This is a genomic window from Chloroflexota bacterium (genome assembly GCA_040902225.1).
Taxonomy (GTDB): domain Bacteria; phylum Chloroflexota; class Limnocylindria; order QHBO01; family QHBO01; genus CF-167.
This window is the reverse complement of sequence record JBBDXT010000007.1, coordinates 348,808-372,511: the sequence shown is the minus strand read 5'-3', so window position 1 is coordinate 372,511 and position 23,704 is coordinate 348,808. Positions and strand designations below refer to the sequence as shown.

Annotated in this window: 19 protein-coding genes; 13 read left to right on the top strand and 6 right to left on the bottom strand. The window is 67.1% G+C overall.

Annotated features, from left to right (window positions below):
• Nucleotides 1-10: 10 nt before the first annotated feature.
• From WEB29_10520 to WEB29_10510, 3 genes are all read right to left on the bottom strand, one after another.
• Entirely contained in the window at nucleotides 11-1,039 is a 1,029-nt protein-coding gene (locus WEB29_10520; GenBank protein ID MEX2137363.1) for a class I SAM-dependent methyltransferase, read from the bottom strand.
• Nucleotides 1,036-1,755 carry an FkbM family methyltransferase gene (locus WEB29_10515; GenBank protein ID MEX2137362.1) on the bottom strand — a complete coding sequence of 240 codons (720 nt, stop codon included), beginning with the start codon at nucleotides 1,753-1,755 and terminating at the stop codon, nucleotides 1,036-1,038. Before WEB29_10515 ends, WEB29_10520 begins: the two co-directional genes overlap by 4 nt.
• A gap of 91 nt (nucleotides 1,756-1,846) precedes the next feature.
• A complete protein-coding gene (locus WEB29_10510; protein ID MEX2137361.1) occupies nucleotides 1,847-3,250 on the bottom strand; it encodes a sugar transferase in 1,404 nt (467 codons plus the stop codon).
• Between the two features lie 97 nt (nucleotides 3,251-3,347).
• On the opposite strand from WEB29_10510, the gene WEB29_10505 reads away from it, so the two are divergent.
• From WEB29_10505 to WEB29_10490, 4 genes are read left to right on the top strand one after another with little or no spacing between them, the layout of a single operon-like run.
• Nucleotides 3,348-5,609 (top strand): O-antigen ligase family protein, encoded by a 2,262-nt coding sequence (locus WEB29_10505; GenBank protein ID MEX2137360.1) that lies wholly within the window; start codon nucleotides 3,348-3,350, stop codon nucleotides 5,607-5,609.
• 8 nt (nucleotides 5,610-5,617) lie between these two features.
• On the top strand, nucleotides 5,618-7,924 hold the full coding sequence (locus WEB29_10500; GenBank protein MEX2137359.1) for an O-antigen ligase family protein: 2,307 nt from the start codon (nucleotides 5,618-5,620) through the stop codon (nucleotides 7,922-7,924).
• Nucleotides 7,912-8,724, top strand: a complete 813-nt coding sequence (locus WEB29_10495; protein ID MEX2137358.1) for a glycosyltransferase 87 family protein — start codon at nucleotides 7,912-7,914, stop codon at nucleotides 8,722-8,724. Before WEB29_10500 ends, WEB29_10495 begins: the two co-directional genes overlap by 13 nt.
• Nucleotides 8,725-8,738: 14 nt before the next feature.
• Entirely contained in the window at nucleotides 8,739-9,587 is an 849-nt protein-coding gene (locus tag WEB29_10490; GenBank protein ID MEX2137357.1) for a hypothetical protein, read from the top strand.
• Here the strand turns inward: WEB29_10490 and WEB29_10485 are convergent.
• The gene (locus WEB29_10485; GenBank protein ID MEX2137356.1) at nucleotides 9,478-10,365 is read right to left on the bottom strand and encodes a glycosyltransferase family 87 protein; all 888 of its coding nucleotides are present in this window, start codon (nucleotides 10,363-10,365) and stop codon (nucleotides 9,478-9,480) included. The two genes, WEB29_10490 and WEB29_10485, sit on opposite strands and share 110 nt — an antisense overlap.
• A gap of 51 nt (nucleotides 10,366-10,416) precedes the next feature.
• On the opposite strand from WEB29_10485, the gene WEB29_10480 reads away from it, so the two are divergent.
• The gene (locus tag WEB29_10480; protein MEX2137355.1) at nucleotides 10,417-12,426 is read left to right on the top strand and encodes a spermidine synthase; all 2,010 of its coding nucleotides are present in this window, start codon (nucleotides 10,417-10,419) and stop codon (nucleotides 12,424-12,426) included.
• On the opposite strand, the gene WEB29_10475 is transcribed toward WEB29_10480, so the two are convergent.
• Complete coding sequence (locus WEB29_10475; GenBank protein MEX2137354.1) at nucleotides 12,364-13,263, bottom strand: hypothetical protein; 900 nt, start codon at nucleotides 13,261-13,263, stop codon at nucleotides 12,364-12,366. The genes WEB29_10480 and WEB29_10475 overlap by 63 nt on opposite strands.
• Nucleotides 13,264-13,408: 145 nt before the next feature.
• On the opposite strand from WEB29_10475, the gene WEB29_10470 reads away from it, so the two are divergent.
• Entirely contained in the window at nucleotides 13,409-13,621 is a 213-nt protein-coding gene (locus tag WEB29_10470; GenBank protein MEX2137353.1) for a hypothetical protein, read from the top strand.
• Nucleotides 13,618-15,045 (top strand): class I SAM-dependent methyltransferase, encoded by a 1,428-nt coding sequence (locus WEB29_10465; protein ID MEX2137352.1) that lies wholly within the window; start codon nucleotides 13,618-13,620, stop codon nucleotides 15,043-15,045. The genes WEB29_10470 and WEB29_10465 overlap by 4 nt, the downstream gene beginning before the upstream one ends.
• Here the strand turns inward: WEB29_10465 and WEB29_10460 are convergent.
• Nucleotides 15,042-16,565 carry a hypothetical protein gene (locus WEB29_10460; GenBank protein ID MEX2137351.1) on the bottom strand — a complete coding sequence of 508 codons (1,524 nt, stop codon included), beginning with the start codon at nucleotides 16,563-16,565 and terminating at the stop codon, nucleotides 15,042-15,044. The genes WEB29_10465 and WEB29_10460 overlap by 4 nt on opposite strands.
• A gap of 101 nt (nucleotides 16,566-16,666) precedes the next feature.
• Here WEB29_10460 and WEB29_10455 point away from each other — a divergent pair, with 101 nt between their 5' ends.
• The 6 genes from WEB29_10455 (at nucleotide 16,667) to WEB29_10430 (ending at nucleotide 23,659) form a co-directional block, all read left to right on the top strand.
• A complete protein-coding gene (locus tag WEB29_10455; protein MEX2137350.1) occupies nucleotides 16,667-18,109 on the top strand; it encodes a sulfatase-like hydrolase/transferase in 1,443 nt (480 codons plus the stop codon).
• 6 nt (nucleotides 18,110-18,115) lie between these two features.
• Nucleotides 18,116-19,645 carry a hypothetical protein gene (locus tag WEB29_10450; protein MEX2137349.1) on the top strand — a complete coding sequence of 510 codons (1,530 nt, stop codon included), beginning with the start codon at nucleotides 18,116-18,118 and terminating at the stop codon, nucleotides 19,643-19,645.
• A complete protein-coding gene (locus tag WEB29_10445) occupies nucleotides 19,645-21,303 on the top strand; it encodes a hypothetical protein (GenBank protein ID MEX2137348.1) in 1,659 nt (552 codons plus the stop codon). The genes WEB29_10450 and WEB29_10445 overlap by 1 nt, the downstream gene beginning before the upstream one ends.
• Before the next feature lie 61 nt (nucleotides 21,304-21,364).
• The gene (locus WEB29_10440) at nucleotides 21,365-22,399 is read left to right on the top strand and encodes a sensor histidine kinase (GenBank protein MEX2137347.1); all 1,035 of its coding nucleotides are present in this window, start codon (nucleotides 21,365-21,367) and stop codon (nucleotides 22,397-22,399) included.
• A 29-nt stretch (nucleotides 22,400-22,428) separates the two neighbouring features.
• Entirely contained in the window at nucleotides 22,429-23,160 is a 732-nt protein-coding gene (locus WEB29_10435) for a response regulator transcription factor (GenBank protein ID MEX2137346.1), read from the top strand.
• A 313-nt stretch (nucleotides 23,161-23,473) separates the two neighbouring features.
• On the top strand, nucleotides 23,474-23,659 hold the full coding sequence (locus WEB29_10430) for a Flp family type IVb pilin (protein ID MEX2137345.1): 186 nt from the start codon (nucleotides 23,474-23,476) through the stop codon (nucleotides 23,657-23,659).
• Nucleotides 23,660-23,704: the final 45 nt, after the last annotated feature.

Sequence of the window (23,704 nt, the reverse complement as noted above, 5' to 3'; positions counted from 1 at the left end):
TGCCTGGTGCTCATCGGCTACGGTGTCTGAGGGCCTTGATCCACGAAACCGGCAGAATGGCACGGGCTGCCACCACCAGACGCTGCCGCAGCGCCGGCTTCACCCGCCGCAGCCGCATCGGCCATGAATCCAGACGTCGCAGGCTGGTCAGGATACGCGTTGCCATCTCAGAATCGTTGGGCGGCGAGGTCACCGGCGCCGGGATAAACGCCGCGCGCACCTCCTCGTCGCCACGCACTAGCCTGAATCCGGCCCGCTTCATCGTCGCAGCCAGTGTGTCGAGCGTGAAATGAAAGGTGTGGGCCAGTGTCAGATAGCGATCGAGCCGATAGGCGTATTCAGGCTTGCGGTCAATGCTCAGCAAGCCAGGCACCTCGACGTAGAACAGGGTCCCGTCATGCCCGAGCGACCTGATTGCTGCCAGGTCGGTGGTCGGATTCGGAAAGTGCTCAACGACGTGGCTCAGGATCACGGCGTCGTAGGGCGCGAATTCAATCAGCGTCTCGGGTCCGCCATGGCGGATGTCAGTGCCAGCCGCTCTGCCCGCAGCCGCGAAGGCCTCGGAGAAGTCGCACCCGACGACATGGATCGGACCGCCGACGGCCTCTGCAAAGGCACGCAGGTCTCGGCCAGTTCCGGCTCCGACGTCGGCCACGCTCAGGGGACCAGGTGGCAGCAGGTCGGCCAGGAAGGGGTGGATCGCCGCCTCCGGCCGACGGCGGAACAGGATCTGGTCCGGGTCGGGTCGTCGTACGCTCAGATGGAGCCCGTGGTAGTCCGTCTGGTAGAAGGACGCGAGGTTGGCGGTCGCCAGCCGGGGGGTGGTCCTGGCGAGCCCGCAAGCTTGGCACAGCACGACCCCAACCGGAATGCCGAAGCGATCATGGTCGGCGATCGAGACCGAATCGGCTGAGTCGCAGAGACAGCGATCGAGGCGTTCGAGGCGATACTCGCCAGCGGCTAGCTTGGCCAGCAGATGGCTGCGATCCTCGGTCTGGATCGGCGTGAGCGGCATCGCTGGTGGGCAGGCCGGCATCATCGTTCGTGCCGCCTCGCGACTCCGCTGACAACCTGGCGGAGATCCTCGTCGACCGCGATAAAGTTGCCCCACGCTGCCCGATCCTCCAGCTCGCTGGGATAGGGCCGCAGCGACCGCCAACGATGCCGCCGGCCGTACTCGACGACCGGGAACCACTCGGATACGAAAACCGAGTACCCCTCCTGAACGAGGTATGAGCCGAGGTCGTGGTAGGTGTACCCGAGGGGGACGGTCTTCCGATCCTCGAACTCGCAGACGACCGCGCGTGGGTGAAGCCGGTCCCACGGGAAGGTTCGCAACGCACGCAGATCGTAGCCCTCGAGGTCGGTCTTCAGGACCGTGACGTGGTCCTCCGACGCAAGAAGCGTGTCGAGCCGGACCGTCTCGACTTCGCTGGTCGCCCGGTGGCTCGGATGGAAGGGCGCCAGGGCCGAGATGCCGGTCGAAACGTCGCTCGTGTAGAGGGCGAGAACCTCGCCGTCTCGTTCAGCGATGGCTCGACCGTCAATGACCACATTTCCTCGGCCCTGCATGCGCTCGACCAGAACGGCGCGATTCTGCGGGTCTGGCTCGATGGCGATGACTCGCCAACCATCATCGGCGAATCGTCTCAGCGAACTGCCAAAGTGAGCACCGACGTCCACAAGGGTGCCCGGACCTTCGTCGCGCAGCACCATGTGGACGATCGCCACCTCATCAAACGCCGGCCCCCGCACCCGATGAACCACGCCCCGCAGGACGTCCGCGACCGGCCGCGGTAGGGCTCGGACGATCCGCCTGGCGATTGACCGTCGTTCTGCTGACAGCCTAGTGGCCCTGCCGAGTCAGGATTGCCGGCACCGTGCGAGCCAGGATCCCCAGGTCCAGGAGAAGGGACCACTGATCGATGTAGCGCAGGTCAAGCTCAGCACGCTTGTCGAAGTGTTCGTCGAGGGCAGCATTCACCTGCCAGAGCCCCGTCATGCCGGGCCGCATCGACAGGCGGCGCCGGTGCCAGATGTCGTACTGGTCGACTTCTCGAGGAGGGGCAGGACGCGGGCCGACGAGGCTCATGTCGCCGCTGAGGACGTTGAGGAGCTGCGGTAGCTCATCGATGCTGGACCTGCGCAGGAAGCGTCCGAGCCCGGTGACGCGCGGATCGTGGTGCATCTTGAAGGCGGCCCCGCGTGTGTCGCTCTTGTCAGCGACCTCCTCGTATCTCTCCTCAGCGTTCGGCACCATCGTCCGGAACTTGTAGATGGTGAACGTCCGGCCGTGGAGCCCCACGCGGGTCTGACGAAAGAGGACCGGCGGCCCTTCCTTGAGCCTGATGACGACCGCCGTGACGATGAGGAGTGGGCTGAGCACCACCAGTGCCGCGGCGGCACCCGCGAAGTCGAGGACGCGCTTGATCGCCAGCTCAAGCTCCCGACGGGTGTCGTGCACCACTGACCGCACTACGAAGCCTTCGAATTCCTCCTGCACCGCGAACGCCAGCACCTCCTGGTCAGGGTCACTGGGTACTCGGACGGTCTTTCCCTCATCGGCTGCCATGGCGATGATCGGCTCCAGGTACGACTGCGAGGATGGCGGAAGGCAGACAGCGACCTCGTCGATGATCCCCTTCCGGAAGACGGCACCCATGTCGTCGATGGAACCGAGGATCGGGCGCGAGACCTGGTGCTCGTCAATCGGCCTTCGCGTTTGAGTGGGGACGGTCAGGTGACCGATCACGCGGATCCCGAGGGCCGGTCGGGACTCAACACTGTCCGCGAAGCTCTGCGCGAGCTTCCCTGTGCCCGCAATGAGCATGTAGGTCGTGTTGAGGCCCCGGCGCCGAAGGGTGCTGAACCAGGACCGAAGGAGCGCTCGTCCAGCGAGGGTCAGGGCGGGCTGCACGATGAAGAGGATGGCGAGGAAGACACGGCTCACGTCATCCTGGTGGAAGATGAAGAGGGTGGACAACGTCAGGGCAACCGCCAGCACCGTGGCCCGGGCGATATCGCGCGCCTCGGCCCTGAGGCTCCATCGAGCACGGAGGCGATACAGCCCCATCGACCAGAGCACAACAACCCAGGTGATGGAGAAGAGCGTGGCCGCAATCGGTACCTCGACGCCCACCGACCACTTGGCCGTCGGGTCACCCTCCTGGAACCGTACCGCAGAGACGGTCAGAAAGACCAGGAACGCGAGGACCCCGTCGGCCAGGCCGAGCAGGAGCCGGAGCGCCATGAGGTGACGCGAAGTCATATCTGATGCTGGCTCATTCGGTCCGGATGATGGCAGAGGCAGCGCGGCTGTCGATAGGTAAAAGAGTACCGTTCGCCGGGTGAACGAGAGTCGTGCGCCCGCGCTCACCGTCCGCCAAATGGTGCTCGCCGCGGCACTCCTCTACTTCGTTCTCGTCGGCGGCACCACCCTTGGGACGTACGTCACGGCATTGGCGGGGATCAACGCCGCCATCGCCGCGGCGCTCATTGGGCTCTGGGTCATCGAGCTGCCACGGAACAACGACCTGACAGATCGCTTCCTCCTCATCGCCCTCCTCGCCTTCCTCCTCACCTGCATCACATCAGCATTCCCTCGAATGTCCTTCGACGCAGCCACCAGCCTGGTGGCCGCTGTGGCTGCCTTTGGAATCGCGCGCGGCGAACTTGCCTCCATGCGAGCGGAACGCGTGATGATCACAGTGCTCGGTCTGTGCGGACTGGTCCTTGCAATGGGGTTCCTCTCCCTTTGGATTCCCTACTGGGTGGCCTGGTGGCGAGGGACGGGCGCAGCTCCCCCATTGGACCTTCCGCTGCCACCCGGTCACTACTGGCACTTTCACTTCGCGGCCATGGTGCTCGCACTGCTGCTTCCAGCTGCTCTCCAGCTTCAAGCACGGCAGGGAGCGCGATCGATCGCGGCCGCAGCCTCGCTCGGCGCACTCGGCGTGGTGGCCATGTCGGGTGCACGAACGGCCTGGGTCGCCCTTTCCGCCGTTGCCATCGCGGCCGTCGTGCTCAAGGTGCGGCCACGGCCCGTCACCGTGCTCTGGGCCGGGGCCGTGGTCACCGCCATCATGGCGGTGCTGTCGCTGACGGGGACGTTGGCCAACGTGGCAACCCGATTGCTGAACACGTTCACCGTGGCCATACGGACGGAGACCTGGTCGAGCGCGGTGGCGATATGGCTCGAGCGTCCGCTGACTGGCTGGGGTCCTGGTTCGTTCCCGGCCGTATTCCGCTTCAGCCAAGCCGTGCCGACGTTTCCGGATCCGGGGACCGACGCTCAGAACATGATCGTGCAGGTTCTGCTCGAGTCCGGGCTCATCGGGCTCACGGCCCTGATCGTCGGGGGCACCGGCCTTGTGATTGGTATCCGCCGGCATCCTCTGCGTTCGCCATATGCCCTCGCCGGCCTGGCCATCGTCGGGCTCATGAGCCTCACGGACCTCCCCAGCAGCTTTCCGGTGCTATTCGTGATTGGGATTGCCTGGGCTGCCCTCTCGGCCCCGCGCCAGCGCCTCGCACTTGAATCGCCTGCCCTTCAGCGGTCCACCTGGCCACGTATTCTGTCGACCGTCGTGGGGGCGGTAATCGTGGTTGCCGTCGCATCCTCCCTCCTCGCGAGAAGTGCCTTCGACGAGGCGCGCCTCCGGGTTGCGGTGGGTGACCTCAGCGGCGCCCGGCATGCACTCGGTATGGCGGTCGCCCTCGACCCGTCAATGGCGTTGTATTGGCGCGAGCGAGGAGTCCGCGCCGCCGAGGCAGGGGATGTTCGCGAGGCCAGAGACTACCTTGAGAAGGCTCATAAGTTGAATGTCGGCGATGCCACCACCCTGCGTGCGCTCGCGGTCCTCGCCGTGAACGACGGGCGCCTTGGTGAGGCGACCCAGCTGGCACAAGGTGCAGTACAGCTTCGCCCAGCGCATCTGCCGAACAACATGCTGCTTGCGTGGGTCGCGATGCAGGCCGGTGACGATGAGCTTGGCCCCGAGGCATTGGCCGACGCGCTTACGTGGTCGCCGTGGGCGGCAGCAGCGCCCTCTTGGGCAGAGGTCTTCGGGCATGTATCCATCTCAGAGATGCGCCAGGCGGCCGCCGCATGGGGTGCCGAGGCGGGTGATCTACAGGGGAACTGGGAGGCGACATGGTTGAGAGCGATGACCGCCGCGGACCCCCTCGCGGGGCTGCCCCTTGCGCTGGCAGCGGTAGACGCTGTCGTGCGGTGTGACCTCCCTCGAGCAACAACCCTGCTCGCCGATGCCGATAACGCGTTGGACGACCGCGCATGGCTGGCTGCCAGGCTGATGCTTAGCAGCCTCGTTGGCGACACGGATGCCTATCGGTCAGCCGTCGAAATTGCCGTCCTCCGCAGAAATGAGCTGGCGCTCCCCGCACGAACGGATCCCGGCCCGGGCACGGTATTCGCCGACTTCAATGAGGACGTCGGACTGTACAAGACGCTTCCGCTGGCTCCGCCTGAGCTGGAGCCACTCCTGCCAACTCGGGCGGAGGGCCTCGCGGCGTGGCTGCAGGATCCACGCCAAGCGGCGAAGCGTGGCGCGCCGGAATCGGGCCTCGCCAATTGCAGAGACCCGCGGTAGCGCAGCCGATGCAATCACTCTATCCCCCCAGCCGACTGGTCAAGTCTCTGCTTGCCGGTTGCTTCGTGGCGGTGGTCGTGGTCCTGGGGACGGGCGCGAGCGAGCTCGTCCCAGCCATTCGACTCATGGGAGCGGTTGTTGGTGCCGTGCTTGTCGTGGCCTGGATCGCGGCGGTGCGACGCCAGGCAGACCTGGTTGACCTCGCGACGACGGGAGCCCTCGTCGCCTTCTCGATCTCCTGCGCCCTGTCAATGTTCCCGCGGCAGGCCTTCGACGCCGGCGTTTTGGCCTTCGCCTGGGCGTCAGCGCTGGGTGTTGGTCGTCGCGTTCTCGCCAATGAGGAGATGCGCGCATACGCCCTGTTCGTAATGGCCGCACTCGGCATCGTGCTGAGCGTCGTGGTGATCTCGCTCTGGGGCCAGATCTGGCTTCACTGGCTCTCTCTCACCGGATGGCGAGCCCTCCCGCCACTCGACCTTGCCTTGCCATCGGGCCCCTGGGTACACCGGCATGACCTGACCAGCCTCCTCGTCATGCTGGCGCCAGCAATCTGGCTTCAGCGGGGTAGCGGACTTCTCCGCATTCTGCTGACGACCGTTCTGGTGGGCATTGGCGCGGCGGTCGTGATGGATGGTTCCCGCAGTGTGTGGCTGGCGGTGGCCGTTGCGACGGGAGTCACAATGCTGCGACCCCTCGTCTTGGTTCTTCGGTCGCGTCGCGGCATCGTGGTCGCGGCGATCGCCGCCGCCAGCGTCATCGTGATCGCGGCGATCATGACCGGGTTCGCTGATGAGGTCGTGAAGCGGCTGACCGCTGTTCGCTCAATCGACGCGCGGACCGGTCAGTGGTCGTCGGCTCTAACCCTGTGGCGGGAGCACCCCATCCAGGGGATCGGCCCTGGCTCGTTCCCCTTCCTGCTCCGGCTTACCGACTACTTTGACAGCTACACATTCGTCAGCCGACATCCAGACAACGCAGCCGTGCAGTTGATCGCGGAGGTCGGGCTCCTTGGCGTGGTGGCGGCCGGAGCCGTCCTCGCAAGCGTAGGCCGGATGTGGCGGCGCAACAGTCCTCCGTCCGCCGCCGCAACGTGGGTGCTTGTCTATGCGCTGGTCGTAAGCGTCGGCACCAACCCATTCGAGTACGGATTCCTCCTGGCGCCCCTCGTCATATGGACATCGATCGGGGCTCCTGCGAAGCTCGGAGAGGTCGCTGAGAGCGCGCGTCCTGTCCGCTCCAGATGGGTGACGCCCGCAATCATTGCGGCCACGGGCGTCCTCGCCTTGGTGCAGGCCGCAATGGTTCTTGCCGCATTCGCCTACGACGCCGGCTCCCGCGCTGCGCGCGAAGGCTCGTATACAGAGGCGCGCCGGATGCTTGATATGGCTGCGACCCTCGATCCAGGGATGGCACTCTACGTGAGGGAGCGCGGGACCATGGCGATTCTTGCGGGTCTGCCCGGCGCTGCAGTTCCCGACCTCACGGCCGCCACGGCCCAGAATCCGGCGGATGACATTGCGTTCCGGTCGCTGGCCGAGGCCTGGCTGGCCGAGGGCGATCCGGCCCGAGCCCTGGCTGCGGCTCGATCGGCGGTTCAGCGTGATGCGTCGGATCCGAGAAATCTGATCGTGCTCGCGCGAGCAGCCAGCCGAGCCGGAGATTCGGCATCTGCGACCGATGCGCTGGCACTGACCATTCTGCATGGTCCCTGGATCACCGCTGATCCGAGTTGGCAATCTTTCGCGCACCCCGAGCAACCTGTGGCGGACCTCTTTGATAAGGCGGTCGCACTGTGGCAGGACGGAAAGGCTCCGTGGCTCAAGGGCCGCCTTGATCCTGCCTGGTTGGTTGGTCTCGCCGAGAATACGGAGTCGACTCATCAAGCTGTCATCCAGGCCGGACCTCTCGGCCCAAGCGCAGCAGCACTGCTTCAGGTCCTCAGGTGCGATTCACAACAGGCAGGACTGGATTCCCTCCGATCGCTCGAGCACAGTCAAGGTACCTTTGCAGAGTACTGGCGTGCCCGCGTGGTTGGCGAAGCCCTCGCCGGCGAGCGTGTGGTAGGCGTGATTGCCGAAATCGCAATGATTCGTATGCCACAACTCGGGCCGGTCATCGCCGACAAGATCTACTCGTTTGATGTCTACAGCGGTGCCTTCAACGATCAGTACGCCTACCGCCGTAGGCCGATTGACCACCTTGGCGGACTGGTGGTGCCTTCAAGATGGGGCGGGTTGGCCGAGTGGATCAGGCATCCAGCCACGGCCGCGTTGGCGGCTGGAATGACTGAGCGGATCGCATCTTGCCGCAACTGACGCGGTTGGCTCGAACCCTCGCACTCGCCGTCATCATCGGCATCGGCATCTTCAACCTCCTCCAGGCCGCCACCCACTGGACCCTGTCGGACGCTGGTGCCTACTGGAACGCAGCACTGCGCCTTCGGGCCGGCGAGCCGCTGTACCCACTGCTGACGAACGTCGATGCCTCCGAGGTGTACCGATACGCCCCATGGTTCGCCTGGCTGGCGATCCCGGCTACCTACCTGCCCATGCAGGTCGCGGGTGCGGCATGGTCCGCGCTGCTGCTCGCGGCCAGTGGCCTTGCTCTCGTGCCGCTGGCTCGAGCGCGGGCCTGGGTGGCGGTCGCTTTCTTCGGCCCGATCTTGGTGGGAATCAGCGCCGTCGGCAACATTCACCCCCTCCTGATCGCGGCGCTTGCCTGGACGGTGGGGCGCCGCAGCGGCCCGGCCTGGGTAGGAGTCGCGGCCTCGCTGAAGATCTTCCCCATCCTGTTCGCACTCGTATACCTGGGGCGCGGTCAATGGGGACGGTTCGCCGCGGCGGTCGCAGTCGCCGCCCTGTTGTGGGCACCGGCTCTCCTCTACGACTTGCGCGGCTATGCGACTGAGGCGGGCCAGGCCGCGTCACTCATCGCCGTGCCAATCCTTTGGGCTGTCGTGGTCGGGGCAGCGATCGGGGTGACCCTGCGGCTGGCTGCGGGTCGATTCGGCTGGCTGGCAGCGGCCGTGAGCGTGGTGCTGGCCCTGCCACGCCTCTTCGTCTACGACGTCACATACCTGATCGTCGGCGCGCCGGCGCGCCCCCGCCGCCCGTGACGCGCGTGAAGCGCGTGACGCGCGAACGCGCCGTCATCCTGCTCCGCCACGCGGCCATCTATGCAGCGATCATCCTTGCTCTTGCGGCGAACGTGATCGGGCTGGCCACGATCGTCATCGACCACGAGCGCGCCTTCGATTGGGACATCTACGTCGAGGCGGCCCGCCGCTTCCCACTCGGAACCCTCTACGAATGGGATCACCCGTACTTCTACCGGTACGCGCCGCAGTTCGCTCCCATCCTTGGGCTGCTGACGTGGGTCGGCCTCCCCGCGTGGCGCGTGGCTCATTTCCTTGCGCTCGCCGTCCTGCCATCGCGGCGACTGGCATTGCTCCTGCTCGTTTCCTATCCATTCTGGTTCGATGTGAACACGGGCAACCTGATGGTGTTCGTCCTCCTCGCAGCTGCCTGGGCATACCGCGGCAATGGCGTGGCCACTGCTGCCTACCTCGCCTTGTGCGTCCTGGTCCCCCGACCGATCATGCTGCCGCTCCTGGTGTGGATTCTCTGGCAGCGACCCGCCTGGCGGCTGCCGTTCATCGCGATCGCGGCGGTCGGGTTGCTCACAGCCCTCCCGACGGGCTACCTGCCGGAGTGGATCGGCTCGTTGTTCCGATCGGGGGCAGACGAAATCGCCAACGACTTCAATCTGTCGCCGTCGCGGTTCATTGGGGCAGCGTGGCTCATCGTCGGACTTCCCTTGTCGGCGTGGCTGATCATCCGCGGGCGCATTGGCTGGGCGAGCATGGCGATCAGCCCATACCTTCTGCCGTACTGGGTGCAGATGCTCGGCCTCGAGCTCGTTCAACCTCGCGATCGATCAGCTGCACCGCCACCAGGAGGAATCCCAGGTACGAGGTGACCACCCGGGGCGGGCCAAGGAACATCAGGACGGCGGCCGCCACCCAGGCGTAGGGAGAGCCGCGCGCCGCCAGCCAGAGTGTTGCTGCCAGCGAGGCAAGTGCGACCGCGGCCCACAGTGGCGGTGAGACGGCGTAGAGCGAGAGCAGGCCGGTCCCTGGATCGGTCGGGTAGCTGCTCAAGTCGAAGAGGAGCATGGGTGCGAAGAGGAGCGCGGCTACACCTACGGCGATGGCCGCCTTCGCCCATTCGCGACGTCCTGCCCATACCAGGGCGAAGGCGAGGGGCACCAGCTTGAGTGACGCCGCCACCCCGACCCATGCGGGGAACGACCGGCGCCCGGCCGTCCAGACGAGCAGCGCCACGACAAGGGGGTGGGCGTTCCCGAACATCGCCGTCTCGGCGAGGGTCTGTCCGACGAGAGCCGCCAGCGCCACGCGTGCCCATGTGGGTCGTCGGAGGAGCGGCCACACCGCTACGACAGCGCAGCCCAGCATCGCCAGGGACCAGGCGTGCAGCGCCACCTCACGCGGGAGAAGGGTCAGCGGGATCCAGGCAACCGCGAACCACGGCGCGTAGCGGAAGACCTCGTGCGCCTCCGGGTTGACAGGTGGGTACAGAGGCTGGCCCTGAACGAGGCGAAAGGCGGCGGCGTAATAGGCGCCACCATCGGCCGGGTTCCAGACCAGAAACCACGATGCAAGCGTGTAACCGAGGTAGCCCAGGAGCAGGGCCATAACCAGGTTGCGCGGCAGGCGGCGAGCAAGCTGGGCGGCCATAACACGATTGTGGCCTCCCGGGACGACCGCGGCGCTGGCAAGATCGCAGCCATGCCCCAGCCCCCCAACCTCCCACCGCGGCTCCGGCTGGTCCTACTCAGCTTCCTGATGCTCTTCGTCGAGTTGGCGCTGATCCGCTGGACCGGCTCGAACGTCCTCTACCTCGCCTACTTCAGCAACTTCGTGCTACTGGGCAGCTTCCTGGGGATCGGGATCGGCTTCCTGCGGGCGCGGGCGCGCATCGACCTCTTCAACTACGCGCCAATCGCACTTGCCCTCTTCATCGGCTTTGTGCTGATCTTCCCGGTCGAGATCGATCGGTCGGGAAGCGACCTGATCTACTTCGGAGCGTTCCAGCCGACCGGGCTGCCGATCTGGCTGACGCTCCCGCTCATCTTTGGGGCGGTGGCGGTGGTGATGGCCATGATCGCGGAGGGCGTGGCACGCACCTTTGTCGAGTTCGAGGCGCTCGAGGCGTATCGGCTCGACATAGCCGGCAGCATCTGCGGCATCGCGGCCTTTTCAGTGCTCAGCTTCGCCTGGGCGCCACCGCTGGCCTGGGCGCTGGTCGTGGCCATGCTGTTCGCCGTGCTGCTCCCCGGCAGCCCGCGCTGGACCCTGAACGCCGCCCGAGCGGTCGCGCTCGTCGGCCTGGTCTTCATGCTCGGTCGCGAGTCGATCGTGCCCGAGTGGAGCTGGTCGCCCTACTACAAGATCGAGGTTGTGGAGGAGCCGGACGGGCCCTACCACTACACCATCAGTGCCAACGGCGTGCCCCACCAGGCGATCATCGCGACCACGGATCGCGAAGCCGTGGAGCCGATCTACTTCCTCCCTTACGAGCATGTCGCCGGCAATAGGTTGCGAAACGTCCTGATCATCGGGGCCGGAAATGGAAACGACGTGGCGACCGCGCTGGCAATGGGCGCTCAGCACATCGATGCGGTGGAGATCGACCCCCGGCTGCTCCAGCTGGGTCGCGACCTGCATCCCGACCGGCCGTACGCCGATCCCCGGGTGGACAGGCACGTCAACGACGGTCGCGCCTTCCTGGAGCAAACCGATACTCGCTACGACCTGATCATCTTCGCGCTCCCCGACTCCCTGACCCTCGTGTCCGGGCAGTCGTCCATCCGGCTCGAGAGCTACCTCTTCACGCGCGAGGCGATCAGCGCGGCGCGGGAGCACATCGCGCCAGGCGGCGCGTTCAGCATGTACAACTTCTACCGCGAGCGCTGGCTGGTCGATCGCTATGCCGGGACGCTGGCGAGTGTCTTCGCCGTCAATCCGTGCATCGACGATGTGGGCGCTGGCCAGCTGGCGGCGCTGACCGTCACGCTCGACCCTGCCGACCTTGCCTGCACCACGGCGTGGGCGGCCTCGGGGCAGGTACCTGAACCTGCCACAGACGATCACCCCTTCCCGTACCTCCGGCAAGCGGGTCTGCCGGCGTTCTACCTGATCACCATCGGCCTGATTCTGCTGGCCTCGGTCGGGCTGGTGCGAGCGGCCGCTGGGTCGCTGCGTCCGATGCGCGGTTACCTCGACCTCGCGGCCATGGGGGCGGCCTTCCTGCTGCTGGAGACCAAGAGCGTCGTCCAGTTTGCGCTCCTCTTCGGGACGACCTGGTTCGTCAATGCGCTGGTCTTCGGCGGGGTGCTGGTCTCCGTGCTGGCGGCGATCGAGGCAACGCGGCGGGTGCGGATCCTGCGGCCTGGCGTGCTCTACGTTGCGCTGCTCGCAGCACTGCTCATCGCGTGGCTGCTGCCCGCGCCCGCGCTGCTGCACCTGGACTTCTGGCCCCGCCTGCTGGTAGCGGCATCGGTGGCTTTCCTGCCGATCTTTCTGGCAAACCTCGTCTTCGCGGGACGGTTCCGGGATGTCGGCGACACAACCGGCGCCTTCGGAGCCAACCTGCTGGGCGCGATGGCGGGAGGGCTGATCGAATACGTGGCCCTGGTCACTGGCTACCAGGCCCTGCTGCTGGTCGTGGCCGCACTATACGGATTGGCCTGGTGGCTCGGCCAGCGGGGCGGTCTCGCGATCAGCCCGGCTCGGTAGGGGCGGCCGCCTCGCAGCACCCACCAACAGGAAGCTGACCTCGTACGTCAGGAAGCGCGGAAGGGCAGCGATCATGGCGAGCGCGCCGAGCACCCATCGGAATCGGGTCCGTGCTCCGAGAAACGTCAGGCACGCTGCCACCACGGCGACGGCCACGAACAGGGAGCTCGCGACAGAGATGAGGCTCATGTTGCCGGGGCCCGGCTGGGTGGAATAGCCCGACAGGTCGAAGAGGAGGGAAGGAGCCACGAGGACGGCCGTGAGGAGGACGGCGAGACCGGCCCGAAGCCACTCGCCGCGGCCGGCGTAGACGAGGGCGAGCAGCAGGGGAATTGCCTTCAGCGACGCCCCGACGGCGATCCACACCGGGCCGGAGCGTCGTTCGACGCCCCACAGCAGCATCAGCACCAGCAGCGGCTGCACATTGCCGAATATGGCGCCCTGTATCTGGAGCGGCGCGAAGAGGGCGAAGGCGGCGGTCCCGGCAAGCCCCCGGCGGATGAGGGGAAGCGTTGACGCGATCGCCGCAAGAAGCATTGCCCCGACCCATCCCACGGTCACCAGGTCGTGTGGCAGAAAGGTGAGGGGGACCCAGGCGTAGGCGAACCACGGGGCATATCGGAACAGGTCAGGCGCGTTTGCCACGCCGGCCACATAAAGTGGCTCGCCGGCGCGGATTCGCTCTGCCGCCTCCCAGTAGGCGGCGACATCGGACCCGAACTCGCGCGACACGGCATAGGTGGAGAGCGCGTAGGCCATCAACGCCAGCAGCAATGCGACGCCAGTGAATGCGAGCCAGCCGGGAAGTGTGCGCGGCAGCGGGTGCGATCTCTGCATGGCCGCGCCGACGATACTCTCTGCCAGCCAGGGACTGGGTGGTCATGGGACTATCCGGCGTGAGGCGTGGTAGGCTCGAGCGTCGTAAACTGGGCGTTAAATCTCGAGCGGCAGCGCCGCGCTAACCATCTGTTGAGGAGCTGTCATGAGCTTGGTCTTCGCATACATCGACCCCGGCGCCGGGAGCCTGGTGATCCAGGCCATCATCGCCGGCCTGGTGTCGATCCCGTTCTTCTTCCGCAACGCGATCCGTTCGACCATCGGTCGATTCCGGAACAAGCCCACCGACGGCACCGCCGCCACAACCGGGAGCAGGACGCCCGAGGACAAGGGCACCGTCAGCACCGACTCGGAGTGACCGAGCGCCCGGCCGCTGAGCGCGAGCCAGGCTCCTACCGCGACCCCAGCGGCTTCGTCTTCCGCCGCGACGGCGTTCTGTACCGCCAGGTCAACGCCTCCTTCGCCGATGAATGGGCCACCTTCGAGTCCTCTGGGCTGCACGCCGCCCTCGTCAAGGAAGGCCTCCTGGTAGCCGATGCGCCTGCCTCGCTCGACCTGGCGCCAGAGCCCGGGGCGGTGGCTGTCATCCAACCCGACGAGATCGGCTTCATCTCGTACCCGTTCGAGTGGTCTTTCTCGCAGCTGAAGGACGCCGCGCTTCTCACCCTCCGCGCGCAAGCGATGGCCGGCGAGCACGGCATGACGCTGCGCGACGCGAGCGCCTACAACGTCCAGTTCCACGACGGGAAGGCCGTCCTGATCGACACTCTCTCGTTCGAGAGCACCGCAGCCGACCAGCCGTGGAAACCCTATCGCCAGTTCTGCGAGAACTTCCTGGCGCCGCTGGCGCTGATGGCCCTTCGCGACGGGCGCCTCGGACAGCTGCTGCGCACCTGGATCGATGGCGTCCCGCTGGACCTCGCGTCCGCGCTGCTGCCTGGCAGGACCCGGTACTTCTCGCCGGGCCTCGCGGCGCACATCCATCTCCATGCCCGCGCGCAGCGCCAGCATGCCGGCGATTCCGGCCCCGATGGCGCCCCGTCCACGGGGACGCGGACCGTCACCATGAGCGAGGGCCGCCGTCTCGCCCTGCTGGACCATCTGCGTCGCACCGTCGAGGGGCTGCACTTGCCGGCGCTTGGCACCGTCTGGGCCGATTACGCCGACCAGACCAGCTACTCGGAGGCCGGCACCGCGAGCAAGGAATCGATCGTGAGGCAGATGCTCGAGGCGGTTGCCGCAGAAGGTGGACGGCGCGCCTGGGACCTCGGCGCCAACACCGGCCGCTACAGCGCCATCGCGGCGGATGCGGGATTCTGGGTGCTCGCGCTGGATATCGACTGGGCCGCGGTTGAGCGCCACTACCTGGCATTGCGAGCCGCCGGCGACGAACGGATCATGCCGCTCCTCGCCGACCTCGCGGAGCCCTCGCCGGCCGTCGGCTGGGAAAACAGCGAGCGGGCGTCCCTGATCGAGCGCGCCAATGCCGACGTGCTGATCGCCCTTGCGCTGGTCCACCACCTGGCCATCGGGCGCAACGTGCCCATGCCCATGATCAGCCGCCTGATGGCGCGCCTCGGCCCCCACCTGATCGTGGAGTGGATCCCGAAGGCCGACCCGATGGTCAAGCGCCTGCTGGCCGCGCGCGAGGACGTCTTCGCCGACTATTCGCCCGATGGATTCCGCGCCGCGTTCGGCCAGGACTTCGAGATCGCCGAGGAGAGGCAGATCGTGGATTCCGGGCGCATTCTGTTCAGGATGCGCCGTCGGCCTGACCGCTAGGGGAGCGGGCAGCTGCGCAGGTAGAGGACCTGCCACTCGTCGCGGAGAACCTCGCACCAGCCCGCGGTGGCGGCGGGACCCCGGGTCAGGGTGATCTCTGGCGGGAAGAGCAGCGCTTGTACGTCGTAGCGCGCGGCCAGCTGCTCCCAGCCCGGATCGGCTGCACGAATTGCGGAGTAATCGTCCAGCACCTGCTGGGAGTACATGTCGTTGCGGCCATCGACGAAGACGCGACCGCCGTCGTCGTGCAGCCGCCAGATCACGTAGCCGCCCCAGCCGTACTCGGCCAGCACATTGGAATCGGGGGCCAGCTGCTCGAGGGCGTCAACCCCGGCCACCGGGAAGCGCGTGCCAAGGCTCTTGTCGATCGCGGCATTCAGGTCACGCGGGATGAGCACCAGCATCGACCCGACCGCAATGACAAGCGCGGTGATGAGCTCCATAACTCGACGGCCGAGCGCCCGCGAGGGCGCCAACGGCTTCTGTTGGCGATTCCGGCGCTCGTCACGCTCGCGCAGCCGCGCCTCCAGTCCCATCACCAGGGTGGGCATGGCGAAGATCGCGGCAATCGGCGCGTTGCGCAGCGCCAGCAGACCCATCGCCACTCCGACCCAGGAGAGGGCAACCAGCCAGCCGGGGGTGGCCCGCCCGCCATTCAGCCCGAGCAGCACGATCATCAGCAGGAAGCCCATGTGCGCCGGCTCGTGGAAGTTCGGCGACTGCCACTCGGCGATGTTGGCCAGGCCCCAGTCGCCACCTTCAATGTAGCGGAGCGGGTACAGGATCCCGATCGGTCCGGCCGGGGTGACCATGGACGCGGCGATGACCCCCGCCAGCGCCCCGAGCACCCAGTTCCGGCGCGGTGACATCGGCGTCTGGCCTGTGATGGTGAAGAGGGCGTACAGGCCAACCACGCCGAGGCCGATGACGTACAGCCCGTGCAGGTTGGCCCAGACCACGAAGGGGGGAATCAGGAGGAGGAAGCGTCGCGGACGATCGGGCCTCGCCTCGAGCAGGAACCAGATCAAGCCCGCCAGCAGCAGCCAGCTGATGGCCTGCGGACGCAGTGTGACGAAGCCGATCATCACGAACGCGCCGACGGCGAAGGGGACCGCCATGGCCAGGACCCGTGCCCCGCAGGCGCGACGCAGCGCGGTGGCGAGGATGGCGAAGATGGCCGCCGGAAAGAGCCCGAAGACGATCAGAGCGCCGATCCGCCCGAGGCCGGTCACCAGCCAGTAGATGAGCAGCTCGGAGAGCCACTCGTGGGGGGTCCACGGCTTCCCGAGCCAGGTGAAGCTGAATGGGTCGGTCGAGGGGACCTGCCCAGTCTGCGCGATCAGCTGGCCGGCGCTGATGTGCCAGAAGAAGTCGGGGTCCTGCACGCCCTTGGTGACGGTGATCGCGAACATGACCCCGCCCAGCGCGATCGCGAGCAGCACGACCGGCGGGGGCAGCCAGCGAAGCCAGCTCGCCGCGCGGTCGTCCCGCGTGGCGTCGGGTGGCCGGGTGGTGGTCATCGGCGGCGAGTCTAGTCGGTGCGTGGATGCACCGGAACGGGACGGAAGTACCGCGCACGTATTCGCGGAGCGCCAATCTGACGGGCCGTAGACTCCGACCCATGGCTCTCGCGCGATGGTCGGCTGCTGCCTTCGTTGCCGCCTATGTCCTCATCTCGTTCAGCGCCACCCCCAACCCGATGATGGCCCTGTGGCGGCCGCTGCTCGTCGGGGTCGCCGTGGCAGTCGCACTCCAGCTGCTCCTCGGGCTGGTCCTGCGGGATGGAGACCGGGCCGAGATCGCCGCGTCCGCGGTCGTGCTCGTCCTGGGCGCGGCATGGGTCCCGCTGGCAGTGCTGGTAGTGGCCGTGATCTGGCTCCTGGCGATCCAGCTCATGCGCCGTCGGCGGGGCGAGCCAGCCCTGGGCCTCAACGCCAGGACCGTGGCTCGCAACCTCGGGGTCTTCGCCTGGGCCTTCGCGACGGTGGCAGCGATCCCAGTCGTGGGCTGGGCGATCGCCTCGTACCACCCCGCGGACGGAGCCATTGAGGGTGCCACTGGCACTGGCCGGCCCGACATCGTGCTGCTGCTGGTGGATGGCTACCCCCGCGCCGACTCGCTGGTCGAGCAGTTCGGCGTGGACAACTCGGCCTTTGTGACTGCGCTAACCACCCGCGGCTTCCTTGTGGCGGCGCACAGCCGCTCGAATTACACGGCCACCTGGGCCAGCCTCTCGTCCATGTTCTACGGCCGGTACGTGGACGAAATCCACGAGCTCGCGCCGCCCCCCGCAGACCCAGCCGAGCAGTATCGCCGAGTGATGCTGGCACTCGGCAGGGCACCGGTTCTCGACGGGTTTCGGCGCGACGGCTACGAGATCGTCACGATCCCGTCCGCCTTCGAGAGTGCCGCCCTGACCAGCGCCGATCGGATCCTGACGCCGCCGGAATGGACCTCGTTCGAGCTATCGCTGATCCAGCGCTCTCTGGCGGGTCAGCTGGCATTCAGACTCGCACCAGGCGTCGTCTTCGATCAGCACCGCGCTCGCCTGGAGAGCACGCTCCAGCTTCTTGGTGACGAGATGGCGCGGACCTCCGCCACGCCACGGTTCGTCTTCGCCCACCTGCTGGCACCCCATGCTCCGGTCGCCTTTCGCGCCGACGGGTCTCCCGCTGAGCCCCCGGCGTGCTTCCCGGGCTGCAGTCCCTATGGCATAACGTCGGCCGCCGACTGGGAGGGATTCCCGGGTCAGGTCACCCACGTGAACGAGCTCGTCGTCGCAGTCCTGGATCGCATCATCGGCGACGATCCGGGAGCACTCATCATTTTGATGTCGGATCACGGCAGTCCCAGGACCGGAGAGGCACCGGCGAATGCGTTCCGTAACTTCTTCGCGGCGCGGGCGCCCGCCAACGAGGTGCAGTACGAGGACGACGTCACGCCAATGACCGTGCTCGCGCGGCTCACCGACCTGCCGTTCACTTCTGGCGATCCGTATCGCGCTTGGATCTCAGCTGGACTGGAGCCGCTGACCCTGACGCCCTACACGGGCCCCGAGCCCTAGCCCGGGATGAACGCTCAGGCGGATGGCACACGTACTGGCGTTGCCGCTTCGTCGGCGGCGGTGGTCGGCTTCTTCTCTGCCGCCGTCCTTCCTCGCGCCACCTGGCCATTGATCGACGGCGATGTGTGGTGGCACATCCGCGCCGGGGAGCAGGTCGTGAGCACGGGCCGAATCCCGAATGTCGATACCTGGAGCATCGTCGGCGCCGGACGTCACTGGACCAGCCAGGACTGGCTCGCCAACGTCCTGCTGGCATTTGGCAATGGGATGGGCGAGTGGGGGCAGACCGCGCTTTCGTTCCTGTTCGGTGCGTTCGCGGTCATCGCCTTCTGGATCCTGTGGAGGGCGATCGCACTTCGGTTGCCCTCGGTCGGCTGGGCCAGCCGGATCATCTGGCTATCTGTCGGACTCTTGCTGGCCGGGCCGGTCATGGGCGTTCGCGTGCAGGTGCTCGACCTGCTTCTGGCAACGGCCGTCCTGTGGGTCCTCTGGCGCTACCAGGTCGACCAATCCCGGCGCTGGCTGATCGCCCTGCCGGCCATCGCCGCCCTGTGGGCCAACCTGCACGCCGGCTGGATCCTCCTCTTTCTGCTGGGCGGCGCCGTGCTCGTGGGCGAGGTCGTGGACCGCGCGATCCGGCGCGAGCCCGGTGGACAGCCACCCCTGGGCTGGGGTCAGTTACGCGACCTGGCGCTGGCGCTCCTGGCGAGCGTGGCCGCCCTTGCGCTCAACCCCAGCGGCCTCGCCCTCTACACGTACCCCTTCGACACGGTGGGGATCACCGCGCTGAATCGGTACGTGATGGAGTGGTTCCCGGCCGACCTGGGCAGCATCTTTGGCTGGCTGCTGCTTGGATTCGTGGTGGTTGGGGTCATCCCCGCCTTCGCTTTCGCGCACCATCGGCTCCGGGCCTCGGATGCGCTGATCCTGGTGGGGCTGACGGTAATGGCCTGGCAGGCGATCCGATTCCTTCTCATCGTGGGGCCGATCGGAGGGGCGATCGTCGCGGTCGTGCTCTCGCCGGTGATCTCCAAGTCGAGGGTCGGCAGGAGCACTTCCGGGGTGCTCGCGCGGCTCGCCCGTCCCATGAGCGGCAGACGAGCGGCGGTCAATGCGGGTATCGCGGCGGTCCTATTGGTGCTTGGAATCGGCGTCGCGCTGCTGCGGACCACCCCACCCGTCCAGGCCGCCGAGATCGCCCGCGGACTGCCCGCCGGCGCAGTCGCGTGGATGGATGAACACGAGCCGGGCACGCGCATCTTCAACCGATACGAATGGGGCGGCTACATCGGCCAGCACCGACCACAGCAGCTCATCTTCATGGACGGCCGGGCCGATGTGTATGGAGACGATCTGCTCCAGATGTACGTAGCGATCATCGGCCTCCATGGCGATCCGCAGGACAAATTTTACCGCTATCGGATCGACTACGCCGTGTACCCGCCGGACACGCCGCTCGCCGACTGGTTCGATGCGTCGGCCAACTGGGAGCGGGTCTACCTTGACGAGACCGCCGCCATCTGGGTGCGCCGCTGATGCGCCGGGACCTGGCCCTTCTCTTCGCCCTGGCGCTCGTCACCCGTCTCGCCGCCGCCCTGGTGGTCGACTACCCGCCGTACACCGACCCCGCGTACTACCAGCTTGTCGGGGAGCAGCTGGCCGCCGGCCGTGGCTTCAGCGTCCCGGTCCTGTGGAGCTTCCTCGAGGTCGGCGGCCGCCTGCCCGCTGACCCGATGCTCCCCGTCCCCAGCAACGGGCACTGGATGCCGCTCACGTCCATCGTGGCGGCTGGATCGATCGCCGTCGTCGGCGACCTGCTGGGATCGTGGCGCGCCGCCCAGCTGCCGATGGTCCTCATCGGCGCCGCACTGGTCCCATTCACCCATTACATCGCCGTGGATCTGTGGGGCTCGCGATTCAACGGCTGGATCGCGGCCCTGCTCGTGCTGGCGGCGGGGCCGCTGCTGGTGATGGCCCCGCTGGTCGACGCCTTCGCCGTGTTCGGAGCGACCGGGGCAGCCGCGATCTGGAGCTCGATGCGGGCGGTTCGCGCTCCAAGGCCCGGCCCATGGCTCGTGGCCGCGGGCGCTTGCGTGGGACTGGCGACGCTGGCACGGGTCGACGGCCTGTTGCTCGGCGTGGCCCCGGCCGTGGCCTGGGCGGTGCGACGCGACTGGTCGTCCTGGCCGGCCCGCGTTGGCTGGGGGATCGCCAGCTTCGCGGCCGCGCTGCTCATCCTCGCGCCATGGATGGCAAGGGACCTGGCCGTCTTCGGCAGCCCGTTCCCATCGGCCGGCGGGCACACGCTGTGGATCACCAGCTATAACCAGCAGTTCTCGATCGCCCAGGATCCGTCGCTCGGGCAGTACCTGGCCTGGGGGGCGGGGAACATCATCGGCTCGAAGCTGGCGGCCTGGAGCGAACTGATCGGGCGGACAGCGGTGCTGCTGGGTGGGATCTTCATCCTGCCCTTCGGCTACGGGCTGTGGCGCGAGCGCCGGCGCACGGAGCTGCAGCCGCTCCTGGCCTATTTCGCGGTGATGTTCCTGGCGATGGGCGCCGTCTTCACCCTCCATGCCCCGAAGGGCGCCTTCTACCACTCGTCGCTGGCATGGCTCCCATTCGCCGCAGCACTGGCGGTCGCCAACCTCGCACCCGCAGCCAGCGCCGGGGGGCGGGCCTGGCCCTTCCTTCGACGGCCGGCGACGCACCGATTCCTGGCGGTCGCCGGGCTGGCGGGCGCATTCGCCCTCTCGCTGGCCGGCTCGGCGGTGCTGATCGGTCAGTGGTTGGACGCGCATGCGCGCCTCCGTCAGGCTGCCGACTTCCTCGTGGACCGCGGCGCGCAATCGGCAGTGGTGATGGCGTACGACCCCGCCGCACTTCACGCCTTGAGCGGAAATCCCGGCGTGGCTCCCCCGTTCGACCCCTTCCCCGTCATCGGGCGAGTGGTCGACGCCTACGACGTGCAATGGGTGGTGGTGACGCTGCCCCCCGGGGAGACGCGGGATCCGCTGGGGTTGTGGGATGGCGCATCGGCCACCGATTCCGCCGGGAACCACCCGGACTTCCTGCCTGCCGCCCCTGACTACGACGCGGCTGGGGTTCGCGTCTTCCGGGTCGTGCGCGAGGGTGGGCCACCTCGGAGTAGTACTTCCGGCGCCCGAAGTACTGTTGACCCGATGCACCTTTGACCGGGAGCATGGCCGCTGGCTCGGGTACTGCGCCGGGCCCGTACTAACGAGGACCAGCGACTTGCCACGGACCGCACGACGTCGAGTGCCATCCAGCGTCCCCATCGTCCTGCCGAGCGGCTTCGACCAGCTGCGGGCGCAGGCCGCGGAAAGCGTCACGCGCAATGCCTGGCGTCTTCGCGAGGTGGCCGAGATCTATCGCGAGCAGTACCGCAGCCGCCTCGACGAGTGGGTCCAGCTGCGTGCGCGGGTCGACCATCGCGTGGCGGCCCACCGTGGAACCGGTCCCTCGCCATCAGTCCTGCGAGCCGACCGCGATGCCCTGGGCAGGGAGCTCGCCGGCCTGCAATCGGGCCTGAAGCGGATCGATATCGCCGCTCGACAGATGGAGCTCGTCCTGACCTACCTGGCCAGCGACGACGAGCGCGCCTCCGAGCCGACCCTGTCCGACGCCGATCTCTCGCCGGCCGCAATCTCGCTGAAGATCATCCAGGCGCAGGAAGGCGAGCGTCAGCGTCTCGCCGAGGAGGTCCACGACGGACCTGGCCAGGTCCTGACCAACGCCATCTTCCAGGTCGAGTACCTCGACCGCGTGATCGACGACTCGCCGGAGACCGCGCGGGACGAGCTCGCGTTCCTGCGCACCATGCTGCGCGAGGGGCTTGATGAGGTGCGCTCATTCATCACCGCCCTCCGGCCTCCATCTGTCGACGTCGGATTGAAGCAGGCGATCACCGTTGCAGGGGCCGAGTTCGCGGCCAAGCACGGGATCGCCGTTGAGGTGTCGGTGCCGGGCATCGACTCCAAGGTCCCTGGAGAGGCCAAGGCACCGATGCTGCGCGTCGTGCAGGAAGCCCTCCAGAACGTTCGCAAGCATGCGGCCGCCACAACGGTCCGCATTAGCCTCGAGGAGGGTCACCTCGTGATCGTCGACAACGGTCGGGGCTTCGACGTCATGCGGCTCGCCTCGGCCAGCCGCAACTTCGGCCTGCAGTTCATGCGCGAGCGCGCCGAGCTGATGGGTTCGTCACTCCAAATCGAGTCCCGCCAGGGGGAGGGGACTCGCATCCTTCTTCGCATACCGGAGGTTCACTAATGGCTACCATGGCTGCCAAGGAGAAGATCGTGGAACAGGAAACCGAGCGTCGTAAGGGCGCCGACCGACGAGCCGCCGGGGCGAAGGCGCGCATCGTGATCGTGGACGGGCACACACTGTTCCGTCGTGGCGTGCGCAACATCCTCGAGCTCGAGGCCGACATGGAGGTCGTCGGCGAGGCCGGCAACGGTCGCGAGGCGATCACCACCATCCAGGAGCTGACCCCCGACGTCGTCCTGATGGACCTCACCCTGCCCACTCCCAACGGGATCGAGACGACCCAGCGGGTCAAGCGGGAGCTGCCGCATACGGCGATCATCGTCCTGGCGCCGAACGAGGACGAGGACCAGCTCTTCGAGGCGATCAGGGCCGGCGCCGCCGCCTATGTGCTGAAGGACATCGACCCGACGGACCTGATCGCGATCATCCGACGCGTTCGCGCCGGCGAGTACCTGATCAACGACAAGGTCTTCAGCAAGCCGGCCGTGGCCAGCCGGGTCCTCAAGGAGTTCCGGGAGCTGGCGGTCTACGGGGCCGACGCCCAGCCGATCTTCGCGCCGCTCTCGCCACGCGAGGTCGAGATCCTGGACAACATTGCCCAGGGGATGACCAACAAGCAGGTGGCCTATGCGCTGGGCATCAGTGAGCAGACGGTCAAGAACCACATGTCGAGCATCCTCCGCAAGCTGTCGGTGAATGACCGGACGCAGGCCGTCGTGTACGCCATGCGCCAGGGCTGGATCAAGATCCCGGAGGACTGAAAGCCGGAAGTCATCGCCGATCCGGTACTCCTGCGCCATGGGCAGGAGTGCCGGGGGCGCCTAGTCTGGGGACCTGTCGTCGACGGGTATCCGAAGGTGACATTCATCTCCTCCTCCGGCACAAGTGCCGCGCCGCAGCAGCGCGGCATTTGTGCTTCCTTCGCCTCGACGACTCTTGACAACCAGTTGGGGCTGCGCGAAGGTACGCATCCGGCTGCGGCTGGATTGGGACCATCGGGTCATGTTCGTACCCGTCATCGGCCCTCTACGCTGCGGCAGCCTTATCTTTAAAGGAAAGGAGGTAACGCGAAATATGATTCAGTTCATCAGCACTCTTCTCAACCGGTTCCGCCGTGAGGACGAGGAAGGTCAGACGCTCGTCGAGTACGGTCTGCTCCTGGCCCTCATTGCGATCATCGTGATCGTCGCCCTGCTCTTCCTGGGCCCGATCGTGAGCCAGATTTTCCAGAACGTCGGCGACAACCTGCAGGGCACCTGAGCCCCGCCAGGCATCGCTTAGACACGTCTGAGGCCCCCGGGAATC